The sequence below is a fragment of the Rubrivivax rivuli genome (assembly GCF_004016505.1).
In the GTDB taxonomy this organism is placed as follows: Bacteria; Pseudomonadota; Gammaproteobacteria; order Burkholderiales; family Burkholderiaceae_C; genus Rubrivivax; species Rubrivivax rivuli.
This window is the reverse complement of the sequence record NZ_SACR01000003.1, coordinates 16570-34079: the sequence shown is the minus strand read 5'-3', so window position 1 is coordinate 34079 and position 17510 is coordinate 16570. Positions and strand designations below refer to the sequence as shown.

9 protein-coding genes are annotated in these 17510 nt (G+C 66.0%); 4 read left to right on the top strand and 5 right to left on the bottom strand.

Annotated features, from left to right (window positions below):
• Window positions 1-112: 112 nt before the first annotated feature.
• From EOE66_RS08750 to EOE66_RS08730, 5 genes are all read right to left on the bottom strand, one after another.
• Complete coding sequence (locus EOE66_RS08750) at window positions 113-1096, bottom strand: diguanylate cyclase domain-containing protein (protein ID WP_128228329.1); 984 nt, start codon at window positions 1094-1096, stop codon at window positions 113-115.
• Window positions 1093-5934, bottom strand: a complete 4842-nt coding sequence (locus EOE66_RS08745) for a PAS-domain containing protein (protein ID WP_128228328.1) — start codon at window positions 5932-5934, stop codon at window positions 1093-1095. Before EOE66_RS08745 ends, EOE66_RS08750 begins: the two co-directional genes overlap by 4 nt.
• A gap of 456 nt (window positions 5935-6390) precedes the next feature.
• Window positions 6391-9288 carry a PAS domain S-box protein gene (locus EOE66_RS08740; protein ID WP_128228327.1) on the bottom strand — a complete coding sequence of 966 codons (2898 nt, stop codon included), beginning with the start codon at window positions 9286-9288 and terminating at the stop codon, window positions 6391-6393.
• Window positions 9289-9317: 29 nt separating this feature from the next.
• The gene (locus EOE66_RS08735; protein ID WP_128228326.1) at window positions 9318-9863 is read right to left on the bottom strand and encodes a methanogen output domain 1-containing protein; all 546 of its coding nucleotides are present in this window, start codon (window positions 9861-9863) and stop codon (window positions 9318-9320) included.
• Window positions 9864-10058: 195 nt separating this feature from the next.
• Complete coding sequence (locus tag EOE66_RS08730) at window positions 10059-11987, bottom strand: methyl-accepting chemotaxis protein (RefSeq protein WP_128228325.1); 1929 nt, start codon at window positions 11985-11987, stop codon at window positions 10059-10061.
• 715 nt (window positions 11988-12702) lie between these two features.
• On the opposite strand from EOE66_RS08730, the gene EOE66_RS08725 reads away from it, so the two are divergent.
• From EOE66_RS08725 to EOE66_RS22475, 4 genes are all read left to right on the top strand, one after another.
• Window positions 12703-13002, top strand: coding sequence for a transposase zinc-binding domain-containing protein (locus EOE66_RS08725; protein ID WP_259376393.1), 300 nt, complete (start codon window positions 12703-12705; stop codon window positions 13000-13002).
• A gap of 172 nt (window positions 13003-13174) precedes the next feature.
• A complete protein-coding gene (locus EOE66_RS08720) occupies window positions 13175-14056 on the top strand; it encodes a hypothetical protein (RefSeq protein WP_128228323.1) in 882 nt (293 codons plus the stop codon).
• An 8-nt stretch (window positions 14057-14064) separates the two neighbouring features.
• A complete protein-coding gene (locus EOE66_RS08715; protein WP_128228322.1) occupies window positions 14065-16896 on the top strand; it encodes a hypothetical protein in 2832 nt (943 codons plus the stop codon).
• A complete protein-coding gene (locus tag EOE66_RS22475) occupies window positions 16874-17347 on the top strand; it encodes an IS1096 element passenger TnpR family protein (protein WP_128228959.1) in 474 nt (157 codons plus the stop codon). Before EOE66_RS08715 ends, EOE66_RS22475 begins: the two co-directional genes overlap by 23 nt.
• The last annotated feature ends 163 nt before the right edge of the window (window positions 17348-17510 follow it).

Genomic DNA, 17510 nt, shown 5'->3' with positions numbered 1-17510 from the left:
TACTGCGTCATGCCATCAGTGATCGCTACCTGCTGAGTGACCACTTGCGGTCTGGTCCGATGAAGGTCGCGATGCCGCCGAACCTGTTTTCAGCTTCGTCGATGGCCCAGTGTCAGCTGCTCCCGGCTAGCAGCGCTCCACAGGCCTGATCGCGGCCACGTGACTTAGCCAGGTACAGCTGCGCGTCTGCAGCCGCCAGCAGCGCCTCGGCGCTTCCAGCGACACTGGGCGTCCAAGTGCACAGGCCGACGCTGATGGTGAGCAATGGCCCGACGCTTGACTCGACGTGGTCGATCTGCGCCAGCCGCAGGCCTTCGCGAATCTGGCCTGCCAAGTGCAGCGCACCGGCGGCGTCGGTGTCCGGCAACAGCAGGCCAAACTCTTCGCCGCCGTAGCGGGCGACCATGTCGGTCGGACGTTTCAGGCTCGCTGTCATCACCGCCGCCACGCGCCGCAGACACTCATCGCCAGCCGGGTGGCCGTAGTGGTCGTTGTAGCGCTTGAAGAGGTCGACGTCGACCAGCCCCACGCTCAGCGGCGCTCCCAGGCGGGCGGCGCGGTCCCATTCGCTGGCCAGGTGCTCGTCGAAGCAGCGGCGGTTGCAGACCCGCGTCAAGCCGTCGATGTAGACCCACTGTCGCAGCAGGTCCGACTGGCGCTTCATCGTCAACTGGGTCTTGACGCGGGCGCGCACGATGCGCGGGTTGATGGGCTTCGAGATGAAGTCGGCGCCGCCGACGTCCAGCCCGCGTGTCTCGGCCTCCTCGTCGTTGTGCCCGGTGACAAAGATCACCGGGATGTCCTTGGTGGCGTCGTCGGCCTTCAACTGCCGGCAGACCTCGAAGCCGTCCATGCCCGGCATCACCACGTCCAGAAGGACCAGGTCGGGAGGTTGGCTGCGGCACAACGCCAGCGCCTGCTCGCCGCTGGTGGCCATCGACACCTTGTAGTCGGCCTGGAACACCTGGAACAGGGCCTGGATGTTGGCGCGCTGATCGTCGACGACCAGCAGCCGCGGCCGCTCGTCAGCGGCTGCCGCGGTCTGTACAGCGCTCTGTGACAGCAGGCTGGCGACGCCGGGTTCAGCAGAGTTCATTTTTCACACTCCAGCATCCACTCGCCGCAAAGCGACAGGGCGGATTCGAATTCGAGCGATTCGACGGCGGCTTCCAGGGCGTCGAACCGTACCCCGGCCACCGCAGGCAAGCGGATGCGCAGGGTCTGCAAGGCGTTGGCCGCGTCGAGGTCCGACGCCTGCAGCAAGCTCTGCACGGTCTTCAGCAGCTCGGCTAGCAGGGCCGTGTCTGAGGGAGTCAGCGCGGCAGCTGGAGCGGACGAGCTAACGTCCTTTGCTGTCTGCGGGATGCCGTCCAGCGTTACGTACAGCAATGCCAACGACGACTCGGCCGTTTGGATGGCTACGCCGACACGCGATATGCAGGCAGCATCCTCGGCTGGCAGTGACAGGCTGGTGAATTGGGCCTCAGCCTCGCCGGCCAGCTTGGCCAGCGCCGTGACGCCGACGGTGGCGGCCACACCCTTGAGCGTGTGCAGTTCGCGGCGCACCTCGTCGCGCTCGCCGCACTGCGAAAGACGGTCTAGTTTTTCGGGCAGGCCTTGCAGATCGGCCGTGAAGCTGCGCAGGGTGCGGCCGAAAACCTTGAGCTTGCCGCCCAGCCGGGCCAGTGCCCGTTCGATGTCAACCCCGGCGGAGCCCGCCGCGTCCAGCACCTCGGCCGGCAGCGTTGGGACCGCGGCCTGGTCAGGTCGTGCAGCGATGGCGACTGCAGCACGACCTGCCAGCCGCAGCAGAACGGCCACCAGGTGGTCCAGGTCGAAAGGTTTGCCGACGTGGTCGTTCATGCCCGCCGCCAGGCAGGCCTCGCGGTCGGTGGCCATGGCGTTGGCGGTCATGGCGACGATGGGCAGCGTCAGTTTTTGTAAGTCCTGGCGAATGCGGGTGGTGGCGGTGTAGCCGTCCATCACCGGCATCTGCAGGTCCATCAGCACGACGTCGAACGGAGGGTCCGCCGCTGCCACCGCCTCGACCGCGAGCAGGCCGTTGTCGGCAATCTGCACCAGGGCGCCCTCGTCCTCGAGCAGTTCGCGCGCCACCTGCTGGTTGTTGGCGTTGTCTTCCACCACCAGCAGGCGCAGGCCGGGCAAGCGCTGCACCGCAGGCGATGATGCGCTGCGGGAGGCCTGCAGCGCTTCGGGATCTGAACGCGCATCGACGACGGCGTCGTACAACATCGAGGCCGTGACAGGCTTGACCAGGAAGCCGTGCACCAGCGCCTGCTCTTCTTGGCTGCGCTGCGACAGCATGTCGCGGCCGTGGGCCGTGACCATGATGAGCAGCGGTTTCGCACCCGCCTTACAGCGGCCGCGGATCTGTTGGCAGGTCTGCCAGCCGTCCAGTCCCGGCATCTGCCAGTCGATGAAGGCGGCATCGAAGGCGGCGGCGGCGTCTTCCAGGCAGGCCAGCGCCGCCTCTCCGCTGTCGGCCAGCGTCACCTGCCAGCCCAGCGATTCAGCCAAGCGCCCCATCAGTTCACGGGCCAGCGGGTTGTCGTCGACCACCAGCACGCGCAGCGCGACGGGCTGGCGCAGGCGCAGCGGCGCAAGCTCGGCACCGGCCGCGTCGGAGCCGACGGCCAGTTCAGCGCGGAAGTAGAAGCGGCTGCCGCGGCCCACCGCGCTATCCAGTTGCAGTTCACCCCCCATCAGGCCTACCAGGCGCTGGCAGATCGCCAGGCCCAGACCGGTGCCGCCGAAACGGCGCGTGGTCGAGGCCTCGGCCTGCGAGAAGCCGCTGAAGATGTGCTGCTGGTTTTCGGGCGCAATGCCGATGCCGGAGTCGCGCACCGCCACCTCCAGCGTTACCGAGTCGCTGCCGCGCGCCACCACCGCCACCGAAACTACCACCTCGCCGTGAGCGGTGAACTTGATCGCGTTCCCACCCAGGTTGATCAGCACCTGCTGCAGGCGCATCGCGTCGCCCACCAGCACTGGAGGCAGCTGCGGGTCGATGTCGAACAGCACCTCGATTTGCTTGCCCGCAGTGTTGGACGCCAGGATCACGGCCAGGTCGCGCAATAACTGGTCGGGCCGGAAAGGGTGCAGGTCAAGTGTCATCTTGCCGGCCTCGACCTTGCTGAAGTCGAGGATGTCGTTCAGCAGTCCCAGCAGCGAACGTGCAGCGCCCTCGGTCTTGCCGGTGTAGTCGGCCTGGCGCGCGGTGAGTTCGGTCTTTTTCAGCAGCGCCAGCATGCCCAGGATGGCGTTCATGGGCGTGCGGATTTCGTGGCTCATGTTGGCCAGGAACTGGCTCTTCGAGCGTGATGCCTCTTGCGCGGCCTCGGTGGCGCGTACGAACTCGGTAATGTCGACGTGGAAGCCCACGATGTGACCGTCGGCCATGCGGCGCTCGCCGATCCGCAGGATGCGGCCGTCGCCCAGACGCCGCGTCACCTTCGACGACGGCTGGCGATGGGTGGCCACGCGCTCGGCCACCCAGGCATCAACGCGGCCGATGGCGTCGGCGTACTGGCCGCGTTCGGCCCCGGCGCGGACTATGTCTTCGAAGCGCGCACCCGGCACCATCAGCTCCGCGCACAGCGGGTACAGGTCGCGGTAGGGCTGGTTGCACAGCACCAGGATCCCGTCCGCATCAAACAGCGCGTAGGCATCTTCCAGGGCGTCGATGGAGCCACGCAGCAGGGCGCTGGCGCGCTGCACCTCGGCCTCGGCGCGCTTGCGTGCGCTGATGTCGGTGTAGGTCGTGACAAAGCCGCCGCCCGGCATCGGGCCGCCGCGGATCTCAAGCTGCGTGCCGTCGGGGCGGACGCGCTCGAACTGGTGCGGCTCGGTGCTCTGTCTGGCGCGGGCGACGATGGCCTGCACCGTGGCTTCGACATCACCTGGGCCGTACTCGCCGCGCCCGGCGTTGAAGCGAATGACCTCCTCGAAATGCGTGCTGGCGCCAGCAAACAGCGCGTCGGGAAAGTCCAGCAGGCGTCGGAACTCAGTGTTCGATGCCACCAGCTGCAACTCACCGTCGAACACGCTCAGCCCGCAGGGCAGGTTCTCGATCACGCTGGTGAGCAGTTCGCTCTTGCGCCGCACCTCGTCCTCGAGCTGATGGCGTTCCGTCACGTCCTGGAAGGTGCCCACCAAGCGCAGAGGCCGACCGTCGGCGGATTCCAGTTCGCCCACCGAACGCACCCAGATCGATCGGCCCTGGGCGGTGACCATCGGCAACTCGATGTCAAAGCTTTCGCCACGTTCTATGCAGCGCTGCACCGCCTGCGCAACCTCGGCACGCGCCTCGGGCGCGTAGTAGTTGATGGCTTCTTCCATGCCCGGCTGGTGGCCGGGTTCGCGGTCGTGGATGCGGCAGGTCTGGTCGCTCCAGCGGATGACCTGCGACTCGAGTTCGACAGCCCAGCCGCCGACACCCGCGATGCGCCCGGTCTTGTCCAACAGCGCCTGGCTGGCGCGCAGCGCAGCATCCGCGGCCCTGCGTTCGGTGATGTCGGATTCAACCGCCATGAAACCCTGGTGCGAGCCGTCGTCGTCGTACAGCGGCTGGATGTCCAGCGCCAGCCAGTAACGGCGGCCATCCTTGGCGCGGTTCAGGATCTCGCCCTGGAAAGACTCGCAGGCATTCAGCGCCGTGCGCAGCGCCGCTACGGTGGCGGCGTCGGTCCCGGCGTCCTGCAGCAGGGCTCCTGGCGATTGGCCGAGCGCCTCGGCGGCGCTGTAGCCACTGATGCGTTCGAAGCCTTCGTTGACCCAGGTGATGCGGCGCCTGGCGTCGGTGATAACGACTGCGTTGCTGGTGCGACGAGCGACCGCAGCCAGCCGTTGCAGGTCGACCGTCATGGCCCGCGCCAGTGCCTCGGCGCGACCGCGCCCGTTGATCTGTTGGCGCAGCAGGCCGGCCAGCAGCACGCTGGTCAGTAGGCCGCCTGCGAGCAGCAGCCAGGGCGCGGCATTGCTGTGCGCGGCATCGAACTGCGGCGTGCTACGCACGCGCAGCAGCATGTCGCGGCCAGGCAGCGATAGCTTGCGATCTTCCTGGAATCGGCCCAGCCGGGGCGCCACATCGGTACCCCTCAAGCCGCTGCTCGTGTCATCGCCGCTGTCGAAGACGGTGTTGCCGATAGTCGCGTCAATGAGTTGGAAGTGGGCCAGCCCCGCCGCAACATCCGGAACGGCAGCGAGTATCTCGCCGACCACCATCGGGGCAAACAGCAGCCCGACGAGGGCCTGACGGCGCTGCGCCGGGGTGGTGGGGTCGGTGCCATTACGGAAGACCGGCACAAAGAGGAGGAAACCGGCGCTGCGCCTCGTGTCCTGCACGAGCGTGATGGCAGCTGTGAGCGTGGGCAGGCCCGTGGCCACAGCACGTTCGGCGGCCTCGCGCCGGATGGGTTCGGAGCCGATGTCCAGACCCAGAGCCGCCGCGTTTGAAACGGCGGGCTCGATGTACTTGATGACGTAGAGGTCTTCCTCGCCCAGCGCCCACAGTTCACGCACCGCGAATTGCGGCGCTTCGTCGGCCTGCTCGGCGGCCACGAAAGCAGGCAAGGCGCTGCGCTCTAGGCGTTGGATGAACCCGAAGCCGCGGACGCCCGGGAACTCCTGCGCCAGATCGCGTGACTCGACGTAGGCCCGGAACTCGCTCCGGCGCACCTGTTTGCTCGCCGCGTAGACCCCGCCCGCACCGCGCAGTCCGAAAATCGGTTGCTGCATCCGCACCTCGATGATCTGGGCCACGCGTGTGGCGCTGCGCTCGAAGTCGGCATGGATCTGCGCGTCGTTCTGGTGCTGCAACCACAGGCTCGCAGCGGCGGCCAGACAGCTGCCAAGCAACGCGACGGCCAGGGGTACGAAACGTCCCAGGTTGCCTCGGCCTGCAGGTGCCAGCACGGTTATCAGTCTCCCTCTCGGCCAAACGATGCACCAGACAGGTGCTGCCCAGAGTTTCACGTTTGTGCCAGATTCTCTGGGGCTGGGACCTCGAGAGCATCAAGAAAAGGCCCGGAATTTGTTCTCAACTCTGCGAACCTGCTGCGCGAGCCGATGGCAGCATGTTGCCCAGACAGCCGTCTTCCTACGCGAAGCAAAACGACGCGTCTGTTAAGGCTTGTGGGATAACTGGCCGGCGCCCACTACCGAGCATTGCACAGCCATGACCGAACGGCAGGCATCCCACGAGCCTTAAAAAAGCAGTGCGAGGTCGGCCGAAACGGGGGCTCATGTTCGCGATCTGCTGGCGAGGTCACTAGCTATGAAGGCGGCAATCAAGGTCGGAGTTCGACTCAATACTTCCCGCGGCCCAACGTGCGGCAAAGAACCAATCCGCCCGAGAAACTTGACCTTTACTCACTGTCGATCCTGCGAACCGGTCCGGGCTCCCACCCCGGATGCATCAGCAAAGCCGCTCTTTCTGGTGTCCAGCCAGCGAAGCAAGGCTTCATAGAGCCGGCCGACCTCCATGGGCTTGGTGATGAAATCGTCCATGCCAGCCGCGGCGCAGGCCTGCCGATCCTCATCGAACGCATTGGCCGTCAGCGCCAGGATGGGTGGCGTTTGCCAACCCTTCAGGCCCCGAATCGCGCGCGTCGCCTCGAGGCCGCCCATCTCGGGCATCTGCATGTCCATCAAGACGAGGTCGTAGACGCCGGCGGCGGCCAGACGCACAGCCTCGCGGCCATCCATCGCAGTCGCCACATCCATGCCGACGCCATGCAGCATCGCCAGTGTGACCTCGAGATTGACTTCGTTGTCCTCGACCAGGAGGATGCGCGCCCCGCGGTGGCGGTGGCGCAGTCGCATTTCGGCGTCCGCCAGGTCGACCAATGGCTCGGCCGGAAGTACGCCATGGCCACGCAGCAGTCGGACGGTGAACCAGAATTTGCTGCCCACGCCCGGCTCGCTCTCGACCCCGCAATCGCCACCCATCAGTCTTGCCAGCCGCTGGCTGATTGCCAGGCCCAGCCCGGTGCCGCCGAACTTGCGTGTGATGGATACATCGGCCTGCTCGAAGGCCTGGAAGAGTCGGGACAGTTGTTCCGGCGCGATACCGATGCCGGTGTCCTCGATCTCGAAACGGACCAGCAGTTCATCGCCGTCTGTCTGCAGCAGCTTCGCCCTCAGAGCGATTGAGCCCTGCTCGGTGAACTTCACCGCATTGCTCGCCAAGTTCAACAGGGCCTGTCGCAGCCGCGTCGGGTCGCCCCGCAGCCAGATCGGTACGGCATTGCCGTCGACCTCGACGCTCAGGCCCTTGGCACGCGCGGCGTCGGCGATAAGGGACTGCACATTGTCGAGCACGGCCGACAGGTGGAAATTGGTGCTCTCGATCTGCACCCGCCCGGCTTCGATCTTCGACAGGTCCAGTACATCGTTGATGATCGACAGCAGGTGTTGGCCCGCGGCGTCGATCTTTTCTAAGCGAGCGGCCTGCGTCGGCGTGAGGGATTCGCGCCGAATCAGATGGTTCAGGCCAACGATCGCATTCAGAGGCGTGCGGATCTCGTGGCTCATGTTGGCCAGGAAGGCGCTCTTTGCCCGGTTGGCTTCCTCGGCCTGCTGCCGTGCTGCGGTCAGTTCTGCGGTGCGGCTGACGACCAGTTCTTCCAGATGGTGCCGATGGCGTTCGAGTTCGGCGTTCAGGCGGATCCTCTCCGCCTTCGCCAGTTCCCGCGCCGTCACGTCCGTGGCCAGCACCAGACGAGAAGGCCGGTTGCCGTAGTCCAAACTGCTGGACTTGATCTCGACCTGCATCAGACTGCCACCCTTGCGTCTGTGGACCCAGCGCATCTCGTCCTGCCGGCTGCTACCCTCCCCGGCCAGATACCGGCGCAGGCGTACGGCCTCCTCGGGCGGTCGGATGTCGAGGATGGTCATCGCGAGAAACTCGTCGCGGCTATAACCATATTGTCGGATCGCAGCAAGATTGACCGCCAGGAAGGCATATGTCTCGACGTCGAACACCCACATCGGTTGCGGGTTGCTGTCAAACAACTCGCGATAGCGCTGTTCGCTGCCACTCAGCGCTGCCTCTGCCTGCTTGCGCTCGGTGATGTCGTGGAAGGCGCCAAGCAGACGGACCACCTTGCCGCCCTCGGTCACACAAGAGCCCTGGGTGCGGACCCAGATCCGCCGGCCTTTGGCTGTGATGAGGGGTAACTCCAGGTCGAATGGCGTGCCGTGGTCGATGGCGGCTCGTATGGCCGCTTGGATGGTGGGCAAGCTCTCGGGCGCGTAGAAGTCGATCGCCCTGTCCAGCGGCGGGGTGACCGGGGGATCAACTTCATGGATCCGACAAGTCTCGGGGGACCAATAGGGTCGCATGGTCTTGACGTCGAGCTCCCAGCCTCCGACCTTGGCCATGGCGCTGGTGCGCTCGTGCATCTCCGTCATGGCGGCCATTGCCTTGCGCGCGCGGTAGGTTTCTGTGACGTCCCTGAAGACGATCACGACGCCTACGATCAAGCCGCCGCTATCCCGGATCGGCGCTGCGCTCTCCGCAATCTGGTACTCCGGACCGTCGCGGGCCAGCAGCGCGGTGTGGTTGGCCAAACCAACGATGGCGCCGGTCGTCATAACGCGCTGGACAGGGTCCTCGGCCAGCGCCCGCGACTCGGCATCGACGGTGCGGAAAACCTCGGTCAGGGCCCGCTTGGTGGCATCCACCGCCGGCCAACCGGTCAGCGTTTCGGCTGTGGGGTTCATGAAGACCACGCGGCCGTCGGTGTCGGTGGCGATGACAGCGTCGCCTATGCTGCGCAGTACCACCTCCAGCCACTCGCTCTTTTGCCACAGCAGCGTCTCAGCCTCGCGCCGGCGCTCCATTTCGCGCGATAGCGCCTCAATGCGTTCGTTCAGCGCGGTGAAGTGGCTGGTGGCTTTAGCCTGCGGCACCAAACGAAGCAGCAGTGCGGCGCCCGTTCCGGGGCCCTGCACGTCGGCCACGGCGGCCAGTTCGCAGCGTAATCTTTGAGGTTCGGCGCCCGCACCGCGGCCCTGCAGCATCAGACTGCCGGGCGTGAAGCGGCTGCTACGCCGGCCCTGGCGCAACAGCGATGTCAGGTGGTCCGGGCTGTCTGCACACAGTGCCTGCAGCGGCTGACCGCGCAGATCTTCCGGTTCAGCCCCCAGCAGCGCGGCCGCCGCGCGATTGGCGTAAGTCACCATGCCACCGTCATCCAGCAGCAGCATTGCCTCGGGCAAGACGTCAAGAAGCAGGGCGGCCCCCTTCATACTGTTCCAGGACATCAGGCTGGTCCATGCGCCGGGCGTGCGATTCAGGATCTGAAGTATTCGCGGCCGTCGGCAGCGAGAGCCTGCGCGCTGGGCTTCAGGTAAACGACTACACGGCACGCGGCGTCGCCGCGCGCGATGGTCTGCTCCAGCACCACCTTGGCCCGGCCCAGGTTCTCGGCCGTGATGACGCCGAAGACGTTGCTGGTCATCATGCACATCGAGGGCCGCCCCGCGACCTTGTCGCCAAAAGGGCAGGCACCGTTGGTAAAGACGATGCGTTCGTCGGTGGCCTCGACGATGCTGAAGCGGCCCTGGATGCGGCGTTTCAGGTCGACCAGTACCTCGGCCACCTGCGCTGGACTGAGCTCAGATACACCCAGTGCGGCCTTGTAGTCGTCATTGATCTGCTCGCCAATGCGCTGGCCTACAACACTGATGAAGCCCGAGGCTTCCTCCAAACCCACCACATCCTGCAACGTGCCAGCCAGTTCACGCACCAGGTTACGCAGGAAGACGTCGCGCTCGAGCGGGATGTCAAGGACCTGCAGGGTCGTAGTTTCCGACGGGGTAAAGGCGGAACTGTTCATTTCTAAGGTCCCTGGCTGGGGCGGCAAGAACCGTCCGTGGAAGATTCAGGACGAGGGCAACAGAACGCTTCCCGCGTATTCCGTGCAGAGGCCTCGGTTGGAAGCATCGGAATCGCATCCGGTGTGCGCCCGGGCGCGAGAGCACATATTGACAGGGAGCACAGAAGGGCTCAAGTCTCAGGCGCCTCAGGCGCCTCAGGCGACCTTGAAGTACGCCATCGCCGTGTTCAGCCGGCGTGCGCTGTCTTCGAGCGAGGACGCCGCCGCTGCGGTCTGCTCCACCAGGGCGGCGTTTTGCTGGGTCATCGCGTCTAACTGCTCCACCGACTGAGACACCTCGCCGATGCCTGCCATCTGCTCCTGGGTTGCGTGGCTGATTTCGCCAATGAGCGACTTCACCCGCGAGGCGTTGTCCACGATCTGCTGCATGGTCGAGCCCGCCTGCCCGACCACGCGGGAGCCACTCTCCACCTGCTCGACGCTCGTGCCGATGAGCGATTTGATCTCCTTGGCAGCACCAGCGGAGCGCTGCGCCAGGGCCCGGACTTCGCTGGCCACCACTGCGAATCCCCGACCGGCTTCACCTGCCCGTGCGGCCTCGACAGCGGCGTTCAGCGCCAGGATGTTGGTCTGGAATGCGATGCCGTCGATGGTGCCGATGATCTCCGCAATGCGAGCCGACGACTGACGGATCTCGCCCATGGTGTCCACGACGCGACCCACTTCCTGTCCGCCCTGAGTCGCCACGTCTGCGTTGCCTGCCACCAGGGTGGCCGCGCCGGCAGCGGTTTGGGTGGTGTGCTGCACGGTGCTTCCGATCTGCGCCATGGCCGCCGACGTGCGTTGCAGATGGGCCGCCGTCTCCTCGGTGCGCCGGGACAGGTCGACGGATGCAGAGGCCACTTCCTGGCTGGCCGTTTCGATCTCGCCAGCGCCCGAGCGAACTTCGGCGACGATGCGCCGCAATGCATCCAGCGTGGCCGCAAGGGTGTTCATCAACTGCGCCACCTCGTCGCGACCCCAGGGTTTGGGGCGCAGTGTCAGGTTGCCGTTGGCGATCTGCTCCAGCTGACGTGCCACTTCGCTGATGCCACCCTGGGTGACGCGGTAGAAGGCCACCAGTAGATAGACGGCAGCCGCGACGCCTAGCAGAGACAGGCCGACCTGCAGCCACAGCGCATGCTGCAGCTTGTCCACGCGCGCTGCCAGGCGCTTGTCCAGCGCATCGAAGGCCTTGTTGACACTCTCGTACTGCAGCGCGATGGCCTGATTCGCCGCCGAGACGTAGGCTGCAGCGTCACCCTGAGGAGCGGCGACCAGCACTTGCTGCTTGACCATCTGCAGGAAGGCGGCACTGCTTGCCGTACTGGCCGCTTCGTCGAGCTCATCACCGATCGTCTCGTCGGCGCCGATGGCGCGCTTCAAGGCCTGCTCTGCCCCCGCCGTGTGCGCCATCGCGAAGGCGTTGGCCTCCGTCAGTGCATCGTGCTGGTCCGGCGTCTTCTGGCCGCTGCGCAACACCGCGTTCCCCAGGCCGCGCAGCCTGCCCACTTGTTCGATCAGCAGCGGCTTCTTGAAGATCGCCGCGTCCATCAGGTAGTAGGTGTTGACGTCGGGATCCAGCGTCAGGTTCGACCGGTCGGCCACCTCGTTCAGCAGGACCAGCGCCTGGTCTACGAAGGCCGTGTGCGCCCCAAACGTGGCGCTGATGTCGCCTCGCACGGGCTGCGCAGACAGTTCTGCCTCCATGGCGCGCAGCTTGTCCCAGAACTCACTCGTGCCGAGATCGGCACCGAGCCTCTGCTCCACCTTGGCAACCGCCTCTAGCGTCTGCGCCACGCGCTGCTGAGCGTCGGCCAAGTCTGGCGCGTTGGCCACGGCAGCCCGACGTCGGTTCTGGGCGGCATCCAGCAATGGCATCAGCACACGCGCGTACTGCACACCCAGCCGCTCCTTGGCCGAGAAGTCGATGGCCTGCGAGGCCGTGATCCACAGCGAGGCGGCCAGCAAGAGGATGGGTAGCAAGAACGCCAGCGAGACCCATGCCGATTTCGCCGGAAAGCCGATGCGCCTGAAGAGCCGGATGCCCGGTGACATCAGGCCATGACCCTTAAACAGGATCATCGGCTCATCGAATGACTGTCGTGCAGCCGTCAGAGCGAGGCCGGCTGGGGTTGGATGCGACACGGGTGGCTCCTGGCGCCTGGGTTCGATGGAGGTTTTTCGGCCCGCAGCCCGGCCGCTTGAGCGCAGGCCGCAATCAAGCGACGTCAGACGGAGCGTCAGTCGCGCCGCCGGCCAGATCCTGCCGGTCGCCTCGTGCTGCAACAGTCTCAACCGCTAAGTGCCCTCCTGCGAACTATCGGTTCAGGGCAGCGCCTATTGAGCCGATATCGGCTGGCCCCGCAGTACCCGAGACCGGCCAGTCGTGACCGTCAGGTTGTGGCCGAACTGAGTCGGCTGCGCTTGCGCTCCACAGCGGTCTTTGACGTCCTGACGCCTCGAATCCCTGCGACCGCTTACTGGATGGGCCGCGATTGGCCCAGACCGGCCATCAGCTGACGCTGGCGAAGGTCAGCTTGCTGGCAGCTCGTCTCTTCATGGCTGCGCCGGAGCAATCGCAAGCTGGTCATCAGAACGCGGCTCCGCGCAAGTACGGACCCAAATGCAGGCTGCACTTTGATCGATTGAGGCGCGGGGCACGGCTTGACACCGTAAGGGCTCGCCGATTCGGTAGCTTCGCGCGCAAGCCATCGGCCGGTCGCCCAAGTGGGCGCTGGATGGCGCACATGTTCACTGCGAGCGCCACTGCCCTGAGCAAACCGCGCTGTACCGTCGGGTGCAGCAGCACGCCGCGACATTCTTGGCCCAGCCCTATGACGTTGCCCGCGCCGGTATGCCGCAACACACCAAGGACGAGGTCGACGCCTTCCTCCAGTTCGACATCCCGGCACATGGCTTCCCGCAACTGCGCTGTGGCGACAGCGGCAGCCACTTCGCGGTGGCCTTCCGTTGCAAGCGGCGCGGCCGCTACCCGCGGCGCGGGGCGCGGCGGATGTCGCAGACCGCGCCGCACTCGCTGGACCATGTGATCCCCCATGTGCCGGTGCGGCAGTCCGTGCTGTCGCTGCCAACATGAGAGCCCCCCTCGGGGTTAACCATAGACGACCTACCCCACGGACAGAGGAGGACGGCCGTGCGGCGCAGGCATCGTCCAACGAAATGCACAGTTCGCCCGGTAGCATCCCAAGGTAGCGGTATCGGACTCGCGCCGTGAGTCCGGGGCACGCTACACGAGGAGCGACTTCACCATGCCCCAGCCGAGATGGAACAAATTCCAGAGCAGACATCGAACCGCGGCGCGCGCGGTCGTTGGTGTGGCGCTACTGGCGTGTCTCACCGCATGTGGTGGTGGGCAGCGGGGCGGTGACAGTCGTGCACAGGCCGCTGCCGCTGCCGTTGACGCCGACGGCGTGGCCAGGGCTTTGGCGGTCGGCAGCCGAGCGACGGCCAATGCGAATGCTGCCGAAGTCACCGTCACCGGGCTCATCATCGTCTCGCAGACGCCAATCAGCACCACGCATGAAGAGATCGTTTTGCGGGTCAAGGTCAGGAACGCCAGCAGCGCGCCGTGGGCCAACGGTGCGCTGACCGTCCAGAGCGCCGCCCGAAGCACGCGCCCGGCCGGTGATCGGGTCGAGGTACCTTTCCTGCCGCTGCAATCGACCGTCGAGACCGTGCAGACGCTGAGTGTCCGCAACGAACGAGCCGTCCCCTTCAACCCCGCAGTGCTGCGGTGGACCTTCAGCGGCGCGCCTGTGGCGCAAGTGCCGGTGACGCCAGACAACACCGGAATCCCGGACCGCAGCGGCGTGGCGGTGCAGTCCGCAGGCGCGACGATCATCGGATTGGAGTCGGCAGCGGGCAGTCCCCAGACGCTGTCGATCGAAGTCACGACACCGCCGGAGGTCGCCGCAGAGAAGCTGGTCGGCGCGGCCGTCGTTCGGTTCCACAACATCAGCACGACCCAGGCGGTGGGCGTGTTCCGCAGCCCGAGCGCAGCGCAGCGGGTGCATGAGTGCGATCTCGAACTCACCGAGTGTCGAAGGGTTCACGCCGCCTACCGGCTGAACGCCCAGGACATCGCATTCCCAATCAATGCGGACCGGCTGTACGCCGTGCAGAAGCCATGAGGGCCGGCATGGAGATGGTGCCGTTCCTGCTTCGCTGGGCCTTCGCGGCGCTGTTGGCGTTGACGGGTGCCGCGGCCTGGTCGCAAACGATGTCGATCAACGTGCGGATTGCCTACGAAGGCAGCGAGACCATCGTCGACTTCTCTCAGGCCAACTGGCGTACCGAGGTCACCCAGATCCGGCTGTTGTCGTGTAGCGAGACCGATGAGTGCACGCCGGTAGCCGGATCGATGCCGGCCGTTCCGGCCGACGGCCGGCTGAGGCTGCCGCGTCTCTTCGGTCTTCACCGAGTCGAGTTCGTCGGCGCGCCAATGGCCTGGAAGCCGGCCGCGTTCGAGGTGTTATGGCTGCAGTACCTGGCTCCTCCAACGATGGCGCATGCTGAGTTGGCGACGTTGGCCAACCGGCATGCGCCGGTGCTGTCCTTCCACGTGGCAGAGGGGTACTTTCCGATCACGGTGGAGCGGTTGTTCGCGCAGCCGGTGACTAACTTCACCGGTTGGGCAGTCGGCCCGGCCGACGTGCAGAACCTGGGGGGTAGCATCACGATCGGCACGGCGGGCACTGCCGCGCAGTTCATGGCGGCCAATGGCTACCACGACTTGCGGTTCTATCTGCGGCCGGATGCGGTTGCGTCGACAAACGCGCCGCTTGGGACGACGGTTCCGGCCTATTGGCTCTCACAGATCCGAGACACCGCGGCCAACGAGGCCGACCATCGGGCGTGGATCACCTACTTCTATCTGTTTGCGTACGACGAGAAGCTTTATAGCGGACCGACGGGAGCCGGTGGCAATCACACCGTCGACCGTGAGTCGGTCACTGTTGAGTTTCACAAGCAGGCCGGTCAGTGGCAGCCCCGCTTCGTGATCTACGCCGGCCACTTGCCCGACCAGCCGACTACGTTCAAGGGTTGCGACGAGCCGCTGGCGTGCAATGCCGAAGGCAGCCAGTCAGTTCTGTGGAATGGCGGGCGCCTTGCGGTGCCGTGGGACCGCGCGTCGCGCTGGGGTGAGGCGCCAATCGCCTACGTCGCGCACGGCTCGCATGCCATGAAGCCAGCGCGCGGCTACTACTTTCTTGACGTGCTCGGGCCGATTAACGCGACGGAACCGGCCGGCAGTTCGCTTCCCGGACGGTACCGCCGGTCGCAAGTGCAACCGCTGGACCTCTCCAGCGCGCATCAGGCGCTGGTTTTCAGCGGGTTGTTGATCGACGGCGCAGTCAATGTCAACAGCCGCGTATTCCCGTTCGTGCGCTACCCCATCGCCGATTGGCTCGAGCCCGGTGCGGGCGGTCGCCCAGCGCTCGACAGGACTGCGTTCAATGAGTGCCTCGGACCGGGCGGCGCCTGCAACCCACTGGTGGTGCGCACACCGACGATCGAAGTGGTGCCAGTGCCGCTGCGCGCCGGGCAAGTCAACGACATCATCGTGCGCGGCACTGGCTTGGACTTCGGCACATTGAAGGTCACTGGCAACTGCGTTGACCCGCCGATCATCGTGCGGGACAGCCAGTTTCCCGCAGAGCGAGCCACCATCCGATGCCAGCCGTCGGCCGCAGCGGTGCAGGCTGGGAGGCTTGCGCTGTCGGTACGCGCCTACCTGAACACGAACGACGCCACCGGCGTCAGCCTGCACGGCGACACGCCGATCGAACTGTCGATCGCCAGCATTGGACCCGAGCCGCTGCGGGCCGGCGAGTTGACCAGTTGGTCGATCGGCGCGCTGCTCGAGCAAGCCACTCAGGTCGTGTGGCATGTGGCGCAAGCGATAGGCACGTTCGTCGCACAGGTGGTGAATGGCGTGTCGCAGTCGGTGCAGCTCGTGCTGCGGGAGACCGGTTGGGTCAGCGTCGGCGCGGAGTTCCGCGGCGCTGCCGGCCAGACGCTCGGAAGACAGGACTTCGAGGTGCAGGTCGGGCAAGGTCCAACCGTGAACGCAGTGACGCCTGCCGAAGCGGTGGCGGGGCAGACCGTCGAGTTCTCGGTGGTCGGCGCGAGGCTGCCTGCGGGCTTGTCGTTCATGTTGGACGACTGCACTGGCGTCGTCGAAGTCACCAACGCGGGCAGCGCCTTCGATCGCCGCTTCCGATGCACTTTCGCCGGCAGCGTCACGGCCGGCGACAAGGCGGGCGGCATCGGACCGGTGGGGTCCAACGGCTCGCCGTTCACCTCCGCGCTGGCGGCATTCGCCGTCCGTGTAGGCGCGGCGCCAGCTCCGACAGGCTTCATCGAGGAGTTCGCACCGCCGCTGAACCTGCAACGCTGGACGATCGATGGGCAGATTCCGTTCGGCGCCAACATCGTTGGGCCTGTCGTGATCGACACCGATGGGCTGGCGCAGTTCGGTGCCTGGGGCCGCATCAGCACGTTCGGGAAGGTGGTGTTCTCCGGCAGGAAGATCGTGATCGAGGCGCGCATGGCGGGCACCGGTGGCGGCCGCGACACGTCGTTCATCCTCGCGGAGCCCGGAAACATCGACAACCTCATCATGTCGGGGGACACCAACTACTGCGGCTGGGGCATGTACATCCAGTCGCGCGGCGTCTATCGCATGTCGGGACCGAACGGTACCTGCGGCGCGGACATTCCTGTTCCACACACTGGCGGCTCGACACCCGCATTTATGGAGTACCGCTGGACCATCGACGGCGATCGCTTCACCGCCGAGCGCGGGCCAACCTTGCAGAACATCACACAGTCGGTCAGCGCGACGCTGGGGCGAAGCGTCGCAGGACGCAGCTTCTTTCTGAGCATCGGCACGGCTTCGCAGGCCTACTCGCCGGGCACGTTTGACTGGATCCGTGTGACAACCACTGAGGGGACAGCGGCGCGCTGACGGATGGCGATCGCGGCAGCTACGGTCAGAGCACAACCGCGCCGGCAAGGGTCCGAAGGAGCCCAGCCATGTCGCGTCTGGCAAGATCCCCTCGCGCAGGGGTCGGCCCCACCGCGGCAATCAAGCAATCGAGAGCCGGCGTGGTGGTAGAGGCGCGCCGCCAGCGCGGGGTAACCCGTGCCAACGTCTCTACAGCGTCGTCGACAGCTGGTGGCAAACCGTCGAGATCGACGAGATCGTCTGGCTTGAAGCTTCGCTGGAAGTCGCCCGGTGCATCGAGGGCGAGAACGCTTGCCCGCCTTATGGTTTGGGTGGCGATGATGGGTGTCCGGAGTTCATGAAAGTGCTGGGCAATCCCAGTCATCCGGGGTCAGGCTCCTCTGACGGTCTGGAACCGGTCAGCCCTGTTACACCCGTGCCTTCGACGTCGAAGAGTTCAACGCTCGGGTAAGCGCCGCCGAGTGACGCGCCGAAGGTGGTGGGGCCTGAGGTTTACGCCCGGCGGCGTGTGCACTTCGCTTCGGGACACTACACCAGTAACTGAGGGGTTATCCGACCGGCAGCTTCAGGGCGGCGCGATCCAGACAACGAATGGCTGTTCAGGGTCGGCAGTG